Below are 17,793 nucleotides of genomic sequence, written 5' to 3'. Positions count from 1 at the left end.
CTTTTCTGTTTTGGTCGGGCCGGCGAGATTCGAACTCGCGGCCTTCCGCCCCCCAGACGGACGCGCTAACCAGGCTGCGCCACGGCCCGACACTGGGCGGATACATACCAAGTTCCACGGCAGGAGCAAGACGAAACCGCAGGAAAAATCGAGGTTATCTTTCATCCATCCGGCGGCGCAGCGTCGACAGGCGATCGTGCATGTCATCCAGCACAGCCGAAGGCAGCGTGCCGGGTTCCAGCGCCAGCAAACGCAGGATCAGGAAAGGCAGGGCCGGTTGGTTTTCCGGCGCTTCACGCAGGCGTTGGGCGCGTTCGCGCGCCAGCGCCGCATCGGCAAGGCCCAGCGGCGGGGGCGGGCCATCTTCGACGATGTCCTCGGTGCCGGATCGGGCAAAAAACTCTTCCTCGGTCACGGAAGCATCCTCTTCATCTTCGGACGCGGGGGAGAATGTCCAGCCGGCATCTTGTGTCGTATCTCGGGTCGGGGCAGGGCCGCGTTGCGGGAAGGGGTGCACCTCGGCAACGAACGAATCTTCGGCAAGTTCGATGAATGCCGCTTCGTCCTGCCGGCCCATCTCAGCCACCCGGCGGACCCCCTGTTCGCGCAGAATTTTCTGAACGCCGCGAATCGTCATGCCGTCATCATGCAACAGGCGGCGGATGCCGGTCAGAAGTGCGACATCCGATGGGCGGTAATAGCGGCGCCCTCCGGCACGCTTGACCGGCTTGATCTGCGGAAAGCGGCTTTCCCAAAAGCGCAGCACATGGGCCGGCGTTTGCAGGATGTCGGCCACCTCGCTGATGGTGCGGAAGGCTTCGGCCGATTTCTCCATTCAGTCCTCGTGCTACTTTTTCGTCCCCGCGACGACACGATCCTTCATCAGGTGCGAGGGACGAAACGTCAACACGCGGCGAGGGCTGATCGGCACTTCATCCCCGGTCTTGGGATTCCGGCCCACACGTGCAGCCTTGTCGCGCACGGAAAACGTGCCGAAACTGGAGATTTTGACCTGCTCGCCAGCGGCAAGCGCGTCGGAAACGTGCTGCAGCACACTTTCCACCAGCTGCGCGGATTCGTTGCGTGACAGGCCGACCTCCCGGAACACCGCTTCGCTAAGATCCATTCGAGTCAGAGTTTTACCGCCCATGGTTCCCCCCGTTGGACTTTCTTGAAAGGATGGGGCGGGACCCCATCCCTGTCAAGCAAACAACCTCAGGTTGTCTTACCAGCGAATGACGGCTGATCCCCAGGCAAGGCCGCCGCCGATCGCTTCGGTCACCACAACATCGCCCTGCTTGATCTGCCCACGTTCCTTGCCGACGGAAAGCGCAAGCGGGATGGAGGCGGCAGACGTGTTGCCGTGATCCTGAACGGTCACCACAACCTTTTCCATCGGAAGGCCCATGCGTTGGGCCGTCGCGCTGATGATGCGCAGGTTGGCCTGATGCGGCACGATCCAGTCTACATCATCTGCCGACAGGCCCGCCTTCTCCAGCGAGGTATGGGCAGTTGCGGCCAGCTTTTCCACCGCGTGGCGGAAAATCTCGCGCCCCTGCATCTTCAGGTGGCCGGTTGTACCGGTGGAGGTGCCGCCATCAACGTAAAGCAGATCACGGAAGCGCCCGTCGCTGTGCAGGTCGGAGGCCAGAATGCCCCGTTCGCCTTCGGCACCCTCCAGCACCAGCGCGCCCGCACCGTCGCCGAACAGGACCGAGGTTGTCCGGTCTTCCCAGTCCATCAGGCGCGAGAATGTCTCGGCTCCGATGACCAGCACGCGGTTCGCCTGACCCGAACGGATCAGACCGTCTGCATTGGTCAGCGCGAAGATGAAGCCGGCGCACACCGCCTGAACGTCGAACGCGAAGCCTTGCTCCATCCCCAACTCTCCCTGAACCATGGAGGCGACAGAGGGGAAGGTCAGATCGGGGGTGGAGGTGGCGACGATCAGCGCGTCGATATCGGCAACAGTCAGTCCGGCATCGGCCAAAGCCGCACGCGCGGCGCGCGCAGCGATATCCGTCGTCGTTTGCCCTTCGGCAACGATGTGGCGCCGTTCGATCCCGGTGCGGCTGCGGATCCATTCATCCGAGGTATCGATCCGCGCTTCGAACTCCGAGTTGGGAACGACACGTTCGGGCAAATAGTGCCCGACGCCTTTGACAACGGCACGCAAAGTCATCCGGTGGTTCCGTCCTTCGTGATTATCGCGGCATCCTGCACTGCCGCAGCGGCCGAAGCAACCTGCGCTGCCAACCGGTCATTGAATCCGGACTTGGCAAGCTGGAACGCCAGCTTGATGGCCGAGGATACACCCGTGGCATCCGCCGCACCGTGGCTTTTCACGACCGTGCCATTCAGGCCAAGGAAAACGCCGCCGTTCACGCGGCGCGGGTCGATCCGCTTCTGCAGGCGTTTCAACGAAGCAAGAGCGAGAACCGCCGCCATCTTGGACAGGAACGTCGCGCGGAACGCGTCGCGCAGGAAGTCCGAGATGATCTTGGCAGTGCCTTCGCCCGTCTTGATGGCGATGTTTCCGGTGAAACCGTCAGTCACGATCACGTCGCAGCGATCGGCGGGGATGTCTCCACCCTCCACGAAGCCAACAAAGTCATAGCTGCCGCCCTCGGCATTGGCCGCCATGAGGTCATAGGCCTCTTTCATGCCGGGGCGGCCCTTGTGTTCTTCCGTGCCGACATTCAGCAGGCCGACGCGGGGGCGCTGAAGATCCATCCCGTTTCGGGCATAGGATGCGCCCATCAGACCATATTGAAGCAGGTCTTCGGAATCGGCGCGCACATCGGCACCGACGTCGAGGATGACATTGAAGCCGCCGGGATTGCGAGAAGGCCAAAGGGCCGCGATCGCGGGGCGGTTCACGCCCGGGATCTTGCGCAGGCGCAGCATGGACACAGCCATGAGCGCGCCGGTATTGCCGCAGGAAACGGCCGCATGCGCCTCGCCCAAGCGAACGGATTCGATCGTGGACCACATCGAGGTGTCCTGACCGCTGCGCATCACTTGGCTTGGCTTGTCTTGCATCGTCACGACGCGGGGGGCGTGACGAACTTCATAGCGCCCTGCCAGCGTCTTGCGCTTATCAAGAAGACGCCTGATCTCACCCTCATCGCCATGGACGATGAAGTTGATTTCAGGGTTCTTCTCGGCAGATGCGACAAGTCCGGCCACAACGGCAGCCGGACCCCGATCGCCGCCCATGGCGTCGACCGATATGACGATCTTACGCGTTGCGCCGATCGCCGGGGTCTTCGTTTCGAGCGACATCGGAAAAATCGGCGCGAGGGCGCGGCTTATGCCGCGTCGTCGTCCAGATCGACGTCGGTCGACGTTGCGACGACTTCGCGCGAATCATAGTGGCCGCAAGCGCCGCAAACGTGGTGCGGGCGCTTCAGTTCGCCGCAGTTGGAGCACTCTGCCGGGTTGCCGGCAACGAGTGCATCATGCGAACGGCGCATGTTGCGGCGGGATTTCGTGACGCGGTTCTGCGGGACAGCCATTGTCTCGACCTCAGCTTTATGAGGGGACGCGGCCCCTTGTGTTACCTTTGAAACCGACAACCGCCGCAAATGCGAAGGGAGCGATTACCTGTTCGATGAGGCGCGGAACATAGCGAAATCTTCTCGCGATGCAAGCCCCAATCCTCGCGCCTAATTGCCATCCTTCAGCTTGTCTTTCAAGGCCTGAAGCCCGGCAAAAGGGCGAAGATCGGCATCTTTCAACGGTTCCGCTCCCGGAGGGGCGAAAACAGCCTCGCCCAGTTCGGCCCCTTCGGCCCGCGGGTAAAGCGGAAGCGACAGGGCCAGCTCTTCTGAAGCAACCGCCAGCAGGTCGATCACCTCGGGCAGGGGTTCCTGCGTGTCGTCCTCCGGCATCTCGGCCTCGTCGGCCATGGGGGTGGTGAAGCGGGCGATGTATTTGCGGTGAAGCCGGGTGTCGATCCGCGTTTTCACCGGGGCCAGCGTGACAACGCAGGGCTGTTCCACCACCGCCTTCAATTTTCCCTCCAGCCGGAAGTCTTCACGGCCTTCGGCGCGGATATCCCCTTCGAACACAAGGCCGGAGATGGAGGTGATCTTCAGATCCTGTGCCATGCGGCGCAGTTCCGCGTCGGTGGGGCGCAGTCGGAAGCGGTGCGGCTTGCGGGTGGGCAGGGTCGCAACGCGAAGGATGTGGTTCTGCGGTTCGTCGTGCATCTGTGCGCTTCCTTTCTTGAACAGGGGCGCTGCCTTCTGTTAAGCCAATGGTCGATATGGGCCCACGGCCCGCAAGGCAAGGGGTGGGCATGGCTTTGGCAGCACGTAAATTGGCATTGCTTCGCAACACGGTTGCCGGGCTTGCCCTGATATCCGTGGTCGCCTGTGCCCCGATCTATCGCAACCACGGCTATGTCCCGATGGATCAGGATCTTGCATCCATCCAGATCGGCGCAACGCGTGACCAGGTGGCAGAGGCCGTCGGCCGTCCGGCCACCACGGCGCTTTTGAACGAAAACGGCTGGTATTACATCCAAAGCCGCTTCCGCACGTTCGGCCTTTCCCGCAAGGAAGTGGACCGCGAGGTGGTGGCGATCAGCTTCGACGGCCAGGGCCGCGTCAGCAATGTCGAACGCTTCGGGCTGGAGCAGGGGCGCATCGTTCCCTTGTCGCGCCGCGTGACCAACAGCGGGATCGAAGGCAGCACCTTCCTGCGCCAGTTGTTCGGATCGGTCGGCCGCATGCGGGCCGACCAGGTGATCGACGATTAATCCTTCGGTGCGAAATTCAACGCCACACCGTTGATGCAGTAACGCAGGCCTGTCGGCTGCGGCCCGTCGGGAAAGACATGCCCCAGATGGGCATCGCAGCGGTTGCAGTGAACTTCGATCCGCTGCATTCCGAAAGAATCATCACGTGACATGCCTACAGTTTCTTCATCTGCCGGGGCATAGAACGAGGGCCAGCCGCAATGGCTTTCAAACTTCGTTTCCTGTTCGAACAAGGGGGCACCGCAGCAGATGCAGGTGAAGGTTCCGGCCTCGGTTGGCAGATCCTCGTGGCTGCCGGGGCGTTCGGTGCCGTGCTTGCGCGTCACCCGATATTGCTCGTCGGTCAGTTGTTCGCGCCAATCGGCATCGCTTTTGATGATTTTTTCGACCATCTGCATCTCCTGAAGCTGTCGCACGGGCGTCACGCCTTGAAGGCATGACCTGTTGAAGCATTATGTAGGCAAGCGCGGAGGGAACTCCAAGGAGGACGGGATGCTGGTTCGTGGACGGTACAGGGCACGCGAGGCCGCCGGATCTGGCGATATCGCCCGCGCACAGGCCCTGCGGACGCGTGCCTTCGGCTTGGCAGAGCCTGACTGCGACGCCTTTGACGACATCTGCACCCATATCCTGATCGAGGAGGGCGAGGAGCTTGTTGCCTGCTATCGCCTGCTGCGCCTGCCGCCGGGACAGATCGACCGCAGTTATTCGGCGCAGTTCTATGGCTTGGCGGGCCTGAACGGCTTTGACGGCACCATGATCGAGATGGGCCGCTTCTGCGTGGCGCCCGAGCGGCGGGACCCGGATATCCTGCGGATCGCATGGGGCGCTATGGCAAGATATGTCTCCTCCTCGGACGCGCAGCTTTTGTTCGGCTGTTCGTCCTTCCGCGGGGTGGAGCCGGAGATGTATCAGGACAGCTTTGCACTGCTGCGGCAGGGGCACCTTGCACCAAAGCGCTGGCTGCCGCGTGTGAAAGCCCCAAGGGTGTTCCGCTTTGCCCGCCGCCTGCGCGACCACCGGCCCGACATGCAGAAGGCCCTGCGCGCGATGCCGCCCCTGCTTCGCAGCTATCTGGTGATGGGGGGCTGGGTTTCGGACCACGCGGTGGTAGACCGACAGATGAACACGCTGCACGTCTTCACGGGGCTGGAGATCAAGGCGATCCCTGCGGCCCGTGCCAGCATGCTGCGCGCGATCGCGACCTAGAGCCCCACCATGCGGCGGATATCATCGGGCGTTGCGCCCTCTTGTCGGAACGTGGCGATGGCGCGGGCATCATCGCGCTTGGCAAGCCTGCGCCCCTGATCGTCGCGTATCAGACGGTGGTGATGGTATCGCACCTCTGGCAGGCCCAGAAGCCGCACCAGGAGTGCATGGATGGGCGTGGCATCGAACAGGTCCGCGCCGCGCACCGCCTCGGTCACGCCCTGATGCGCGTCATCCACAACTACGGCCAGATGATAGGCCGCGCCCATGCCGCGGCGCGACAGGATCACGTCCCCCACCTGCTGCACCATATGGTTTGCATCGTATCTGAATTGCCCCGCCTGCAGGCCCGTTTCGGTGAAGGAAACCGCAACTCCCTGCATCGCCTTGGCCATATCAAGCCGGATCGTATCCTCCGGCCCGGCCTCGTTCATGCTGCGATGGCGACACGTGCCGGGATAGATCAGCCCGTCCGGTCCCATCGCGCCTTCCTGCGGGGCGTTCAGCGCCGCGCGGATATCGGCACGGGTGCAGCGGCAGGGATAGGTGAAGGGTGCAAGCCGCGCCAGTGCGGCGTCATAGGCCGCCTGCCGGTCCGACTGGCGCAGCACGGGCTTTGGCCAGTCCAGGCCCAGCCAGCGCAGGTCTTCGAATATCTGCTCCTCCCACGCCGCGCGGGCGCGGGAGCGGTCGAGATCCTCGATCCGCAGCAGCGCGATGCCCCCTGCGTCCCCTGCGCGCTGCCATGCGGTCAGTGCCGAAAAGGCATGCCCCAGATGCAGCGGCCCCGTCGGCGACGGGGCGAACCGCGTTACATAGCCAGCCATGCGCCGAACGCTTCCTTGGCGCGGTCGGTATAGGCCTTGTAGCGGTCCTTGCGCCCGCGGCGGCCGCCCTTCGCCTCGATCGGGGGGAACAGGCCGAAGTTCACGTTCATCGGCTGGAAGGTCTTCGCCTCGGCCCCGCCGGTGATGTGGGTGATCAATGCGCCCGTTGCCGTTTCCGGCGGCGGCGGGGGCAGGTCCCGGCCAAGAATCTCTGCCGCGGCCATGCGGCCGGCCAGCAGGCCCATCGCCGCGCTTTCCACGTACCCTTCAACACCCGTGACCTGACCGGCAAAGCGGATATTGGGCTGCGCACGCAGGCGCATCCGGTCATCCAGCAATGTGGGGGAGTTCAGGAAGGTGTTGCGATGAATGCCACCAAGCCGCGCGAACTTCGCATCCTGCAGGCCCGGGATCATGCGGAACACTTCTGTCTGTGCGCCATACTTCATTTTCGTCTGGAAGCCGACGATGTTGTAAAGCGTACCCAGCTTGTTGTCGCGGCGCAGCTGCACCACGGCATAGGGCTTTTCCTCGGGCTTGTGCGGGTTTGTCAGGCCCACGGGTTTCATCGGCCCGTGGCGCGGCGTTTCGCGGCCCCGTTCGGCCATCACCTCGATCGGAAGGCAGCCATCGAAATAGCCTGCCGTCTCACCTTCGCGGAACTCGGCCTTGTCGGCGGCCATCATTGCGTCGATGAATGCCTCGTATTCGGCCTTGGTCATCGGACAGTTGAGGTAGGCCGTCCGCTCCTCCTCCGTTTCACCCTTGTCATAGCGGGACTGGCGCCACGCGATGGTCATGTCCACCGTGTCGGCATAAACGATGGGGGCGATGGCGTCGAAGAAGGCAAGGCTTTGGGCGCCCGTCACCTTGCCGATCGCCTCGGCCAGCGCGGGCGAGGTGAGCGGGCCGGTCGCGAAGATCCACTGGCCATCGGCTGGAAGCTCGGTCACCTCGCCCTCGGCCACCGTGATGAGGGGGTGGCTGCGAAGGCGGGCAGTCACATCTTCGGCGAAGGGATCGCGGTCAACGGCCAGCGCGCCGCCGGCGGGCAGGCGATGGGCTGCCGCCGTTTGCATGATCAGCCCGTCCGCCGCGCGCATTTCCCAGTGCAACAGGCCCACCGCGTTCCGTTCATCATCATCCGAGCGGAAAGAGTTGGAGCAGACCATCTCGGCGAAGCTGCCGGTGCGATGGGCGAAGGTGCCGACTTGTGGGCGCATTTCGTGCAAGACGACAGGGACGCCCATTTGCGCGGCCTGCCATGCGGCTTCGGATCCGGCCATGCCGCCGCCGACGATATGAAGTTGCTTTGTCATGCCCTTGTCTTACTCTGCGCCGCAGGATTCTGGAAGCCGGAACCCCCCGGGGCCGCCGCACGTTCCAACAGCAAAAGATGAAGAGGTATCAGAGGGATGACAACACGCGGCTGGATTTCGGTGCTGCTGATCGCAGCGGTCGTGTTTTTGGTCATCCTGTTCGCGCCGCAGGTTCCACTGCTGATCTTTGCAGGCATTCTGGTTGCCGTGTTCCTGCGCGGATCAGGCGCATGGATCGGCCGGAAGACGGGAATTGGCGGTGGCTGGGGGCTGCTTGTCTTTTCGCTGCTGATCGCGATTCTGATCTTGCTGTTCTTTACCAGCGCATCGCAGGCGCTGTTCGAACAGTTCGGCCAGCTTATCACGCAGCTGCCTTCGGCCATCGACCGGCTGGAGCAGTTGCTGAACGAGAATCCGTGGATGCAGCAGGTCAGTCAGCGGGTGGATTTCGAAAGCATGATCCCCAGTGGCATGGGCGCTCTTGCGACCGTCTCCTCAACGGTCGGGATCCTCGGGAACATGTTCCTCGTGGCGTTTATCGGCATCTATCTGGCGATCTCGCCCGGCATCTATCGTCGCGGCATGGAATCGCTTGTCGCGCCAGAGCTTCGGCCACGGGCGGAACGCATGCTGCTGGATTCCGGTGCCGCCCTGCGATCATGGCTGACGGCGCAGTTCGGATCCATGCTGGTGATCGGCGTGCTGACCTTTATCGGACTGACCGTTCTTGGTGTGCCCCTTGCGCTGATCCTTGCGGTTCTGGCTGGCATCGCAACCTTCGTACCCAATATCGGCCCGGTGGTGGCGGCGGTTCCGGCGATCCTTCTGGGGATGTCGCAAGGCATGAACACGGCGATGATGATCGTCGGGCTTTATATCTTCGTGCAGGCGATTGAGAGTTATCTTGTGACGCCGCGCCTGCAGCAGGAACTGGTATCCCTGCCGCCGGCGCTGACAATCTCGTTCCAGCTTATGCTGGGATACCTGTTCGGCCTTCTGGGCTTTGCGCTGGCAACGCCCTTCCTGGCGGTCGTGATGACGCTCGCGAACAAGCATTACATCGCGGATTATCTGGAGGAGGGTCAGCCCTCCTCCTCATCCCCCTGATCGGCGATCCGTGCGACCGATACGACATGTTCACCCGCTGCGGTGTTGAACACCCGTACGCCACCAGCCGAACGCGACCGGAAGCTGATCCCGTCCACCGGCACGCGGATGGACTGGCCGGTGGACGTGGCCAGCATGATCTGGTCGTCCATCTCCACCGGGAAGGAGGCGACCAGAGGCCCGCCGCGCATCCCGTTATCGATGGCGCGCACGCCCATGCCGCCACGACCCCGAACCGGATAGGCGTGGCTGGAGCTGAGCTTGCCCGAGCCGTTTGCCGTGATCGTCAGCAGGATATCCTCTGCCGCCGACATCTCGGCATAGCGGGCCACCGACAGCTCGCCCGCATCGGCTTCTTCTTCATCGGTCTCGGTTTCGTCTGAATTGCCCATCGCTGCGCGGCGCATCTTCAGATAAGCGGCGCGTTCCTGCGGATCAGCCTCGAAGTGCCGGATCACGGACATGGAAACGACGCTGTCATCCTCGCCCAGGCGGATGCCGCGCACGCCGGTGGAGTCGCGGCCCTTGAACACCCGCACATCGGTGGACGGGAAGCGGATCGCGCGGCCCGATGCGGTGACAAGCATGACGTCGTCCTGCTCGCTCGTGACGCGGACGTTCACCAGCGTCACGTTTTCCGGCAGCTTCATCGCGATCTTGCCGTTGCGCATCACGTTGGTGAAATCGGACAGCGCATTACGCCGCACATCGCCTTCGCTGGTGGCGAAGACGAGCTGCAGGTTGTCCCATTCCTCCTCCGGCTCATCGATCTTCAGAAGGGCCGCGATGGAGATGCCGGGCTGGATCGGCAGGATGTTGACGATGGCCTTGCCACGTGCCTGGCGGCTGGCCAGGGGCAGGCGCCATGTCTTCAGCTTGTAGACCATGCCGTCGGTCGTGAAGAACAGAAGTTGCGCATGAGTATTGGCCACGAAAAGCGTGGTGACGACATCGTCTTCCTTTGTCGCCATCGACGACAGGCCCTTGCCGCCGCGGCGCTGGCTGCGGAACTCGGCCAGTGGGGTGCGCTTGATGTACCCGCCCGAGGTGATGGTCACGACCATGTCCTCACGCTCGATCAGGTCCTCGTCTTCCATGTCGCCGGACCAGTCGGCGATTTCCGTGCGGCGCGGCACGGCGAACAGGTCACGAACCTCGCGCAGTTCGTCCGAGATGATGGACATGATGCGATCACGGCTGCCAAGAATTTCCAGGTAGTCGCGGATCTTCGCGGCCAGTTCCTGAAGTTCGTCCGTGACTTCCTTGACACCCATCGCCGTCAGGCGTTGCAGGCGCAATTCAAGGATCGCACGTGCCTGCGCTTCCGACAGGTTGTAGGTTCCGTCATCGTTCATCGTGTGGGTCGGATCGTCGATCAGGCGGATATAAGGCGCGATCTCTTCTGCCGGCCAACGGCGCGTCATCAGCTTTTCACGCGCTTGCGCCGGATCGGCCGAGGCGCGGATCGTGGCCACGACTTCGTCCACGTTGGACACTGCAACGGCAAGACCGCACAGGATGTGGCTGCGTTCGCGCGCCTTGTTCAGCTCGAACGCGGTGCGGCGGGCAACGACATCTTCGCGGAATGTGATGAAGTGGGTCAGGAAGTCGCGCAGCGTCAGTTGCTCGGGGCGGCCACCGTTCAGCGCCAGCATGTTGCACCCGAAAGAGGTTTGCATCGGCGTGAAGCGCCACAGCTGGTTCAGCACCACGTCCGGCGTCGCATCGCGCTTCAGTTCGATCACGACGCGAACGCCCACGCGGTCGGATTCGTCGGCAACGCTCGCGATGCCCTCGATCTTCTTCTCGCGCACCATCTCTGCGATCTTCTCGATCATCGAGGATTTGTTCACCTGATAGGGAATCTCGTCGATGACGATGGCATAGCGGTCCTTGCGGACCTCTTCCACGCGGGTCTTGCAGCGGATGATGACAGAGCCGCGGCCTTCAAGATAGGCCTTGCGCGCGCCCGACCGGCCAAGGATCAGGCCGCCCGTGGGGAAATCGGGGGCAGGGATGATTTCCATCAGCCCTTCGGTCGACAGGTCCGGGTTTTCGATCAGGGCCAGCGTGCCGTCGATCACCTCGCCCAGGTTGTGGGGGGGGATGTTCGTGGCCATGCCGACGGCGATGCCGCCTGCGCCGTTGACCAGCATGTTGGGGAAACGGGCCGGCAGAACCGTGGGCTCACGGTCCTTGCCGTCATAGTTGTCCTGGAAATCGACCGTGTCCTTGTCGATATCGGCAAGCAGGAAGGCAGCGGGCTTGTCCATCCGCACCTCGGTATAGCGCATGGCGGCGGCGCTGTCGCCGTCCATGGACCCGAAGTTGCCTTGGCCGTCCAGCAGCTTCAGGCTCATGGAGAAGGGCTGCGCCATCCGCACCAGCGCGTCATAGATCGCGCTGTCGCCATGCGGGTGGTATTTCCCCATCGTGTCGCCCACCGGACGGGCCGATTTGCGATAGGGCTTGTCATGGCCGTTCCCGCTTTCGTTCATCGCGTGCAGGATGCGGCGGTGCACCGGTTTCAGCCCGTCGCGCAGATCGGGGATGGCGCGGCTGACGATCACGCTCATCGCGTAATCAAGATAAGCCGTCCGCATCTCCTGGCTGATGGAGACCTGCGGCGTAAGCGGGCCGCGATCCGGATTTTCGTCAGCGTTGTCAGGGATGTCGGGGGTATCGGTCACGTCTGCGCGCTTTCTGGTTTTTCCGTTGTGCCGACTATAGCCGCAGGGGCCAGTCGGCACAATGGCGGCGGGTAAAACGACCCTCAGAAGCTGCGGGTCGGACGGTCAAAAACCTTGCGTCCCATCAAGGACCCCACAAGATCCACCATCATCTTCGCCGTGCGCCCGCGTTCATCCAGAAAAGGGTTCAGTTCCACCAGGTCAAGCGAGGTGACAAGGCCGGATTCGTGCAACAGCTCCATCACCAGATGCGCCTCGCGGAAGGTGGTGCCGCCCGGAACCGTGGTGCCGACGGCAGGTGCGATGGAGGGATCAAGGAAATCCACATCCAGCGAGACGTGCAGCATCCCGTCCGCCTCGCGCACCTTGTCAAGGAACGAGCGCAGGGGGGCGACGATCCCGAATTCATCCAGCACCCGCATGTCGTTTATCTCGATCTCATGATCCAGAAGGGCAGCATGTTCCTCGGGATCGACCGACCGGATGCCGAACAGGCAGATGTTGCGCGGCGGCAGCGGGGCGGGGAACGGGGGGAAGGCTTCGAACCCCTCGCGCCCGGCGATATAGGCGACGGGCGTTCCGTGCAGGTTCCCCGATGTCGTGGTGTGCGGGGTGTGGAAATCCGAATGGGCGTCCAGCCACAGAAGGAACAGCGGGCGCCCCACCGCGTGGGCATGGGCCGCAGCCCCCGCAACGGAACCGAGGGCAAGCGAATGATCCCCGCCCATCACCACCGGAAAGCCGCCGTCGGACAGGGCGGACTGGACGGTGGCCGACAAGGCCTCGGTCCAGCCGACGGTTTCGGCAAGGTCATGCACGGCGGCGTTGGAGCCCGAAACCTCCCTCAGCGGGGGCAGGGCGACGTCGCCGCGATCCTCCACCCCGTGACCAAGCGCGGTCAGAGTCGCGCCAAGCCCGGCCACGCGATAAGCTGCGGGCCCCATCAGGCAGCCCGCGCGCCGTTGGCCACTGTCGACCGGAGCGCCGATCAGGATGCAGGAATGTTTCATCTATCCTCCTTCGCAGTTCCCGTCGCAACATAGGATCACCTTCGCGGGATGCTATTCAATATCGGCGCATCCCCGTTTAAGGTCGCGCTGCCGCAGCAAGGGAGCCCTGAATGCTAACAGAACTGGGACACTTCACTCTGGTCCTTGCGCTGTTTGTTGCCGCCCTGCAATCGGTGATCCCGCTGGTGGGTGCACATAAGAGCTGGTCCGGCTGGATGGCGATGGCCGGTCCGGCGGCGAAGATCCAGCTTTTGCTGATCGGCTTTTCCTTTGCCGCGCTAACGCATGCATTCGTCACCTCGGACTTCTCGCTGAAGCTGGTGGTGGAGAATTCGCACACGCTGAAGCCGCTGATCTACAAGATTTCAGGCGTCTGGGGGAACCATGAAGGCTCTTTGCTGCTGTGGACCCTGATCCTTGCGCTTTACGGGGCGCTGGTGGCGTGGTTCGGGGGCAACCTGCCGGACCGGCTGAGGGCACGGGTTCTGGCGGTGCAGGCCATGATCGCGGTGGCGTTCATCCTGTTCATGCTTCTGACGTCCAACCCGTTCCTGCGGCTGGCGGTGCCGCCCTTCAACGGGCAGGATCTGAACCCGCTGCTGCAGGATCCCGGCCTCGCCTTCCACCCGCCGTTCCTTTACCTCGGTTATGTGGGGATGAGCATGCCATTCTCCTTCGCGGTTGCCGCCCTGCTTGAGGGCCGGGTCGATGCCGCCTGGGGCCGCTGGGTGCGCCCTTGGACGCTGGCGGCGTGGATGTTCCTGTCCGTTGGCATCGCGCTGGGGTCGTGGTGGGCATATTACGAGCTTGGCTGGGGCGGGTTCTGGTTCTGGGATCCGGTCGAAAACGCCTCGTTCATGCCGTGGCTGATCGGGTCTGCGCTGCTGCATTCCGCGATCGTCGTGGAAAAGCGTGAATCACTGAAGGCGTGGACGATCCTGTTGGCGATCCTCGCCTTCGGCTTTTCGCTGATCGGCACGTTCATCGTGCGGTCAGGTGTCATCACATCCGTCCACGCCTTTGCCAGCGACCCCGATCGCGGGATGTTCATCCTTGTCATCCTTGGCATCTTCATGGGCGGCGCGTTGACGTTGTTCACCGCCCGCGCCGGCACGATGGAGGCGAAGGGCGTCTTTTCCACCGTCAGCCGCGAAAGCGGGCTGGTGCTGAACAACCTGCTGCTGACGGTTTCCTGTTTCGTGGTGTTCATCGGCACGATCTGGCCCCTTATCGCCGAGATCGTGTGGAACCGTACACTTTCCGTCGGCGCGCCTTTCTTCAACGCGGCCTTCACGCCTTTCATGATCGGCATCGCGCTGGCCCTGCCCATCGGGGGGCTGATCCCGTGGAAGCGGGCCGAACTGGGGCGCGCGCTGCGCACGTTGCGCGGTGCATTGGTGCTTGCCGTTGCGCTGGGGGCGCTGGTCTGGGCGATGCAAAGCGGACGGTCGGCGCTGGGCCCGATCGGGGTCGGGCTTGCCACTTGGGTCGGGGCGGGGGTGCTGATCGACCTGTGGCAGCGCACGGGCCGCGGCGCGCTGGGCGACAGGTTTCGCCGCCTGCGCCGCCTGCCGCGGGCCGACTGGGGCAAGGCCGTCGCCCATTTCGGTTTCGCCGTCAGCATTTTCGGCATCAGCGCCATTCTTGCCTGGCAGGTGGAGGATATTCGTGTGCTGCGCGAAGGGGAAAGCTATGATCTTGGCCCCTATACCATCACGTTGCAGGATGTGCGGGAGGGCGAAGGCTCCAACTACTTCACGACCATCGCCGAGATGCGAGTGGAGCGTGGCGGAGCGACCGTAACCGTCCTGCATCCGGAAAAGCGCATCTATCCGGTTGCCGGAATGCCCACAACCGAAGCGGGGATCGACCACGGCCTGCTGCGCGACATCTATCTGGTGATCGGCGATGCACAGGATGGGGGTGGTTATGCCGTGCGCGGATATATCAAACCCTTTGCCAACTGGATCTGGGGCGGTGCCTTCCTGATGGCCCTTGGCGGCATCATCAGCCTGACAGATCGGCGGTATCGCGTGGCAGCTGGCGCGGCACGGCGTGCCCCTGTCGTGGTGGGTGCCGAATGATCCGTGCGCTGCTTGTGATGCTTGTGCTGGCCGGTCCTGCCTTTGCCGTGCAGCCCGATGAGATACTTTCCGATCCCGTGCTGGAGGCCCGCGCCCGCGACATCAGTGCCGGCCTTCGCTGCCCCGTTTGCCGGAACGAGAGTATCGACGACAGCAACGCCAGCATCGCCCGCGATCTGCGCCTGCTGGTGCGCGAGCGGCTGCAGGCGGGCGACACCGACGCTGAAGTTTCTGATTTCGTCGTGGACCGTTACGGCGAATACGTACTGCTTTCGCCGCCCGCGCGGGGCACGACCCTGCTGCTTTGGGCGGCAGGGCCGCTGCTGCTTCTGGGCGGGGCGGGCATTGCCGCGCTTTACCTGCGCCGCCGCCGCACCGGCCCGACCGAGCCGCTTTCGGATAAGGAAAAAGCCCGTCTGGACCAGATCCTGAAGGGTTAAACGCCGCGCGACAGGGCGGCCACGCCCGTCCGTGCAATCTCACGCAGGCCAAGCGGGCGCATAAGATCCGCGAAGGCATCGATCTTCTCGGCGGTGCCCGTCATTTCGAAGACGAAGCTCTCCAGCGTGGAATCCACCACATTGGCGCGGAAGATCTCTGCAAGTCGCAGCGCTTCGATACGGGCATCGCCGCTTCCGACCACCTTGAAAAGCGCAAGCTCGCGCTGCACGGCGGGGCCTTCGACTGTCAGGTCATGCACCTCGTGCACGGGAACAAGGCGGCCAAGCTGCGCCTTGATCTGTTCGATCACGATCGCGGTGCCGGTGGTGACAACCGTGATGCGCGACCGGCGGCCTTCATGGTCCACCTCGGCCACGGTAAGGCTTTCGATGTTGTAACCGCGGCCCGAGAAAAGGCCGATCACGCGGGCAAGCACCCCGCTTTCGTTATCGACCATCAGGGCAAGCGTGTGCGCCTCGATGATCTCTCCGTTGGCGTCCCGCATGTGATAAGCGCTCTTGTTCATGGCGTTCCCCCTCAGACCAGTGCCGCGCCGTGCGTTTCGATGACGCCCTGCGTTTCCGCTTCGCCCAGCAGCATTTCGTTATGTGCCTTGCCCGACGGGATCATGGGGAAGCAGTTCTCGTGCTTTTCCACAAGGCAGTCGAAGATCACCGGCCCGTCATAGCGGATCATTTCCATGATCGCATCGTCCAGATCGGCAGGATCCTTGCACTGGATGCCCTTGCAGCCGAAGGCTTCGGCCAGTTTCACGAAGTCCGGCAGGCTTTCCGACCACGAATGGCTGTAGCGTTCGCCGTGGATCAGTTCCTGCCATTGGCGGACCATGCCAAGGCGTTCGTTGTTCAGGATGAACTGCTTCACCGGCGCACGGAATTGCATCGCCGTGCCCATTTCCTGCATGTTCATCAGCCAAGACGCTTCACCAGCCACGTTGATGACCAGCGCGTCGGGATGCGCGATCTGCACGCCGATAGAGGCGGGCAGTCCATATCCCATGGTGCCAAGGCCGCCCGAGGTCATCCAGCGGTTCGGATCCTCGAACCCGAGGAACTGCGCGGCCCACATCTGGTGCTGGCCCACCTCGGTCGTGATATAGCGGTCCATGTCCTTGGTCAGCGCTTCCAGCCGTTCAAGCGCGTATTGCGGCTTGATGGTGGAGGAGGAGGGTTTGTAGGTCAGGCAGCGCACGGCCTTCCATTCCGCAACCTGCCGGTTCCAGCTGGCCAGCGCCTCGGTCTTCACCTTCCGGCCGCGTTCGGTCCAGACGCGCAGCACTTCGGCCAGCGTCTTGCCAACATCGCCCACGATGCCAAGATCGACATGGATGATCTTGTTGATCGAGGAAGGATCGATGTCGATATGGACCTTCTTCGAATTGGGCGAGAAATCGGCAAGGCGGCCCGTCACACGGTCGTCGAAGCGCGCACCGATGCTGACCATCAGGTCGCAGCCGTGCATGGCCATGTTCGCCTCGTACAGCCCGTGCATGCCAAGCATGCCCAGCCAGCCCTTGCCGCTGGCGGGATATGCGCCCAGCCCCATGAGAGTGGAGGTGACGGGGATGTTCGCCGCATCCGCGATTTCGCGCAGCAGGCGGCTTGCCTCGGGGCCGGAGTTGATGACGCCCCCCCCCGTATAGAACACGGGCCGTTCGGCCGTTTCGATCATCTGCACCAGTTGCGCCACGGCATCCATGTCGGGCGCGGTTCGGGGCTGATAATGGGGCACGCGGATCGCATCCGGCGCGACATAGGTGCCTTCCGCGAACTGGATGTCCTTCGGAATATCGATCAGCACCGGGCCCGGGCGGCCCTTCGTGGCGACGTGGAATCCTTCGTGGATGGTCGCGGCAAGCTTTTCCGTGTCCTTCACCAGCCAGTTATGCTTGGTGCAGGGGCGGGTGATGCCCACCGTGTCCGCCTCTTGGAAGCCATCCGTGCCGATCAGGAAGGTGGGGACCTGTCCCGACAGAACGACCAGCGGGATCGAATCCAGCAGTGCATCCGTCAGGCCGGTCACGGCGTTCGTTGCACCGGGGCCGGAGGTGACGAGAACCACCCCGGGTTTGCCGGTGGAACGGGCATAGCCTTCGGCCATGTGCACCGCACCCTGTTCGTGCCGCACAAGAATGTGGCGGATGTCGTTCTGCTGAAAAAGCTCGTCATAGATGGGCAGGACAGCGCCGCCAGGATAGCCGAAGACAACTTCGACGCCCTGATCTTTCAGGGCCTGCACCACCATTTTCGCACCGCTCATCCGCATCGTCGGGTTCTCCGTCTGGTTATCGGGGCAGGGCGCGTCGGGGTGATCGTTATCA

At 63.3% G+C, this 17,793-nt stretch carries 18 protein-coding genes and 1 tRNA gene; 5 read left to right on the top strand and 14 right to left on the bottom strand.

Going from position 1 to position 17,793, the window contains the following annotated elements:
* Nucleotides 1-11 precede the first annotated feature (11 nt).
* From JX25_RS06310 to JX25_RS06280, 7 genes are all read right to left on the bottom strand, one after another.
* Nucleotides 12-89 (bottom strand) — tRNA-Pro (locus JX25_RS06310).
* Between the two features lie 65 nt (nucleotides 90-154).
* Nucleotides 155-835 (bottom strand): MerR family transcriptional regulator, encoded by a 681-nt coding sequence (locus JX25_RS15070; protein ID WP_241557866.1) that lies wholly within the window; start codon nucleotides 833-835, stop codon nucleotides 155-157.
* Between the two features lie 12 nt (nucleotides 836-847).
* Nucleotides 848-1,150 (bottom strand): integration host factor subunit alpha, encoded by a 303-nt coding sequence (gene ihfA / locus JX25_RS06300; protein ID WP_128254206.1) that lies wholly within the window; start codon nucleotides 1,148-1,150, stop codon nucleotides 848-850.
* A gap of 75 nt (nucleotides 1,151-1,225) precedes the next feature.
* Nucleotides 1,226-2,182, bottom strand: coding sequence for a beta-ketoacyl-ACP synthase III (locus tag JX25_RS06295; RefSeq protein WP_128254205.1), 957 nt, complete (start codon nucleotides 2,180-2,182; stop codon nucleotides 1,226-1,228).
* Nucleotides 2,179-3,285 carry a phosphate acyltransferase PlsX gene (plsX, locus tag JX25_RS06290; protein WP_128254204.1) on the bottom strand — a complete coding sequence of 369 codons (1,107 nt, stop codon included), beginning with the start codon at nucleotides 3,283-3,285 and terminating at the stop codon, nucleotides 2,179-2,181. The genes JX25_RS06295 and plsX overlap by 4 nt, the downstream gene beginning before the upstream one ends.
* A 26-nt stretch (nucleotides 3,286-3,311) precedes the next feature.
* Complete coding sequence (gene rpmF, locus JX25_RS06285) at nucleotides 3,312-3,518, bottom strand: 50S ribosomal protein L32 (RefSeq protein WP_128254203.1); 207 nt, start codon at nucleotides 3,516-3,518, stop codon at nucleotides 3,312-3,314.
* A gap of 150 nt (nucleotides 3,519-3,668) precedes the next feature.
* Nucleotides 3,669-4,214, bottom strand: a complete 546-nt coding sequence (locus JX25_RS06280) for a YceD family protein (protein WP_128254202.1) — start codon at nucleotides 4,212-4,214, stop codon at nucleotides 3,669-3,671.
* Between the two features lie 89 nt (nucleotides 4,215-4,303).
* On the opposite strand from JX25_RS06280, the gene JX25_RS06275 reads away from it, so the two are divergent.
* Entirely contained in the window at nucleotides 4,304-4,765 is a 462-nt protein-coding gene (locus tag JX25_RS06275) for an outer membrane protein assembly factor BamE (protein ID WP_128254201.1), read from the top strand.
* Here JX25_RS06275 and msrB read toward each other — a convergent pair.
* Nucleotides 4,762-5,157, bottom strand: coding sequence for a peptide-methionine (R)-S-oxide reductase MsrB (msrB, locus tag JX25_RS06270; RefSeq protein WP_128254200.1), 396 nt, complete (start codon nucleotides 5,155-5,157; stop codon nucleotides 4,762-4,764). The two genes, JX25_RS06275 and msrB, sit on opposite strands and share 4 nt — an antisense overlap.
* A 100-nt stretch (nucleotides 5,158-5,257) precedes the next feature.
* Here msrB and JX25_RS06265 point away from each other — a divergent pair, with 100 nt between their 5' ends.
* Nucleotides 5,258-5,974 (top strand): GNAT family N-acetyltransferase, encoded by a 717-nt coding sequence (locus JX25_RS06265; protein WP_128254199.1) that lies wholly within the window; start codon nucleotides 5,258-5,260, stop codon nucleotides 5,972-5,974.
* Here JX25_RS06265 and gluQRS read toward each other — a convergent pair.
* Both gluQRS and trmFO read right to left on the bottom strand, forming a co-directional pair.
* Entirely contained in the window at nucleotides 5,971-6,801 is an 831-nt protein-coding gene (gene gluQRS, locus JX25_RS06260; protein ID WP_128254198.1) for a tRNA glutamyl-Q(34) synthetase GluQRS, read from the bottom strand. The genes JX25_RS06265 and gluQRS overlap by 4 nt on opposite strands.
* Nucleotides 6,786-8,120, bottom strand: a complete 1,335-nt coding sequence (gene trmFO, locus JX25_RS06255) for a methylenetetrahydrofolate--tRNA-(uracil(54)-C(5))-methyltransferase (FADH(2)-oxidizing) TrmFO (protein ID WP_128254197.1) — start codon at nucleotides 8,118-8,120, stop codon at nucleotides 6,786-6,788. The genes gluQRS and trmFO overlap by 16 nt, the downstream gene beginning before the upstream one ends.
* Before the next feature lie 96 nt (nucleotides 8,121-8,216).
* Here trmFO and JX25_RS06250 point away from each other — a divergent pair, with 96 nt between their 5' ends.
* A complete protein-coding gene (locus JX25_RS06250; RefSeq protein WP_128254196.1) occupies nucleotides 8,217-9,227 on the top strand; it encodes an AI-2E family transporter in 1,011 nt (336 codons plus the stop codon).
* Here JX25_RS06250 and gyrA read toward each other — a convergent pair.
* Both gyrA and rocF read right to left on the bottom strand, forming a co-directional pair.
* Nucleotides 9,203-11,899, bottom strand: coding sequence for a DNA gyrase subunit A (gene gyrA, locus JX25_RS06245; protein WP_421780790.1), 2,697 nt, complete (start codon nucleotides 11,897-11,899; stop codon nucleotides 9,203-9,205). The genes JX25_RS06250 and gyrA overlap by 25 nt on opposite strands.
* Nucleotides 11,900-12,000: 101 nt before the next feature.
* Nucleotides 12,001-12,927 carry an arginase gene (gene rocF, locus JX25_RS06240; protein WP_128254194.1) on the bottom strand — a complete coding sequence of 309 codons (927 nt, stop codon included), beginning with the start codon at nucleotides 12,925-12,927 and terminating at the stop codon, nucleotides 12,001-12,003.
* A 110-nt stretch (nucleotides 12,928-13,037) separates the two neighbouring features.
* Between rocF and JX25_RS06235 the strand changes: the two genes are divergently transcribed.
* Both JX25_RS06235 and JX25_RS06230 read left to right on the top strand, forming a co-directional pair.
* Nucleotides 13,038-15,011 (top strand): heme lyase CcmF/NrfE family subunit, encoded by a 1,974-nt coding sequence (locus tag JX25_RS06235; RefSeq protein ID WP_128254193.1) that lies wholly within the window; start codon nucleotides 13,038-13,040, stop codon nucleotides 15,009-15,011.
* Nucleotides 15,008-15,451, top strand: coding sequence for a cytochrome c-type biogenesis protein (locus tag JX25_RS06230; RefSeq protein WP_128254192.1), 444 nt, complete (start codon nucleotides 15,008-15,010; stop codon nucleotides 15,449-15,451). The genes JX25_RS06235 and JX25_RS06230 overlap by 4 nt, the downstream gene beginning before the upstream one ends.
* Here JX25_RS06230 and ilvN read toward each other — a convergent pair.
* Both ilvN and JX25_RS06220 read right to left on the bottom strand, forming a co-directional pair.
* On the bottom strand, nucleotides 15,448-15,978 hold the full coding sequence (gene ilvN, locus JX25_RS06225) for an acetolactate synthase small subunit (protein WP_128254191.1): 531 nt from the start codon (nucleotides 15,976-15,978) through the stop codon (nucleotides 15,448-15,450). The two genes, JX25_RS06230 and ilvN, sit on opposite strands and share 4 nt — an antisense overlap.
* An 11-nt stretch (nucleotides 15,979-15,989) precedes the next feature.
* On the bottom strand, nucleotides 15,990-17,732 hold the full coding sequence (locus JX25_RS06220; protein WP_241557865.1) for an acetolactate synthase 3 large subunit: 1,743 nt from the start codon (nucleotides 17,730-17,732) through the stop codon (nucleotides 15,990-15,992).
* Nucleotides 17,733-17,793: the final 61 nt, after the last annotated feature.

This window comes from Falsirhodobacter deserti, assembly GCF_004015795.1.
GTDB lineage: Bacteria > Pseudomonadota > Alphaproteobacteria > Rhodobacterales > Rhodobacteraceae > Falsirhodobacter > Falsirhodobacter deserti.
This window is presented reverse-complemented; position numbering and strand designations above follow the sequence as displayed.

Bases quoted from the DNA above. Each gene is read 5' to 3' on its own strand.
- JX25_RS06295 (WP_128254205.1), bottom strand. From the start codon at position 2,182: ATGACTTTGCGTGCCGTTGTCAAAGGCGTCGGGCACTATTTGCCCGAA.
- JX25_RS15070 (WP_241557866.1), bottom strand. From the start codon at position 835: ATGGAGAAATCGGCCGAAGCCTTCCGCACCATCAGCGAGGTGGCCGAC.
- trmFO (WP_128254197.1), bottom strand. From the start codon at position 8,120: ATGACAAAGCAACTTCATATCGTCGGCGGCGGCATGGCCGGATCCGAA.
- JX25_RS06275 (WP_128254201.1), top strand. From the start codon at position 4,304: ATGGCTTTGGCAGCACGTAAATTGGCATTGCTTCGCAACACGGTTGCC.
- JX25_RS06235 (WP_128254193.1), top strand. From the start codon at position 13,038: ATGCTAACAGAACTGGGACACTTCACTCTGGTCCTTGCGCTGTTTGTT.
- JX25_RS06250 (WP_128254196.1), top strand. From the start codon at position 8,217: ATGACAACACGCGGCTGGATTTCGGTGCTGCTGATCGCAGCGGTCGTG.
- msrB (WP_128254200.1), bottom strand. From the start codon at position 5,157: ATGGTCGAAAAAATCATCAAAAGCGATGCCGATTGGCGCGAACAACTG.
- ilvN (WP_128254191.1), bottom strand. From the start codon at position 15,978: ATGAACAAGAGCGCTTATCACATGCGGGACGCCAACGGAGAGATCATC.
- rpmF (WP_128254203.1), bottom strand. From the start codon at position 3,518: ATGGCTGTCCCGCAGAACCGCGTCACGAAATCCCGCCGCAACATGCGC.
- JX25_RS06265 (WP_128254199.1), top strand. From the start codon at position 5,258: ATGCTGGTTCGTGGACGGTACAGGGCACGCGAGGCCGCCGGATCTGGC.
- JX25_RS06280 (WP_128254202.1), bottom strand. From the start codon at position 4,214: ATGCACGACGAACCGCAGAACCACATCCTTCGCGTTGCGACCCTGCCC.
- ihfA (WP_128254206.1), bottom strand. From the start codon at position 1,150: ATGGGCGGTAAAACTCTGACTCGAATGGATCTTAGCGAAGCGGTGTTC.
- JX25_RS06230 (WP_128254192.1), top strand. From the start codon at position 15,008: ATGATCCGTGCGCTGCTTGTGATGCTTGTGCTGGCCGGTCCTGCCTTT.
- rocF (WP_128254194.1), bottom strand. From the start codon at position 12,927: ATGAAACATTCCTGCATCCTGATCGGCGCTCCGGTCGACAGTGGCCAA.
- gluQRS (WP_128254198.1), bottom strand. From the start codon at position 6,801: ATGGCTGGCTATGTAACGCGGTTCGCCCCGTCGCCGACGGGGCCGCTG.
- JX25_RS06220 (WP_241557865.1), bottom strand. From the start codon at position 17,732: ATGAGCGGTGCGAAAATGGTGGTGCAGGCCCTGAAAGATCAGGGCGTC.
- plsX (WP_128254204.1), bottom strand. From the start codon at position 3,285: ATGTCGCTCGAAACGAAGACCCCGGCGATCGGCGCAACGCGTAAGATC.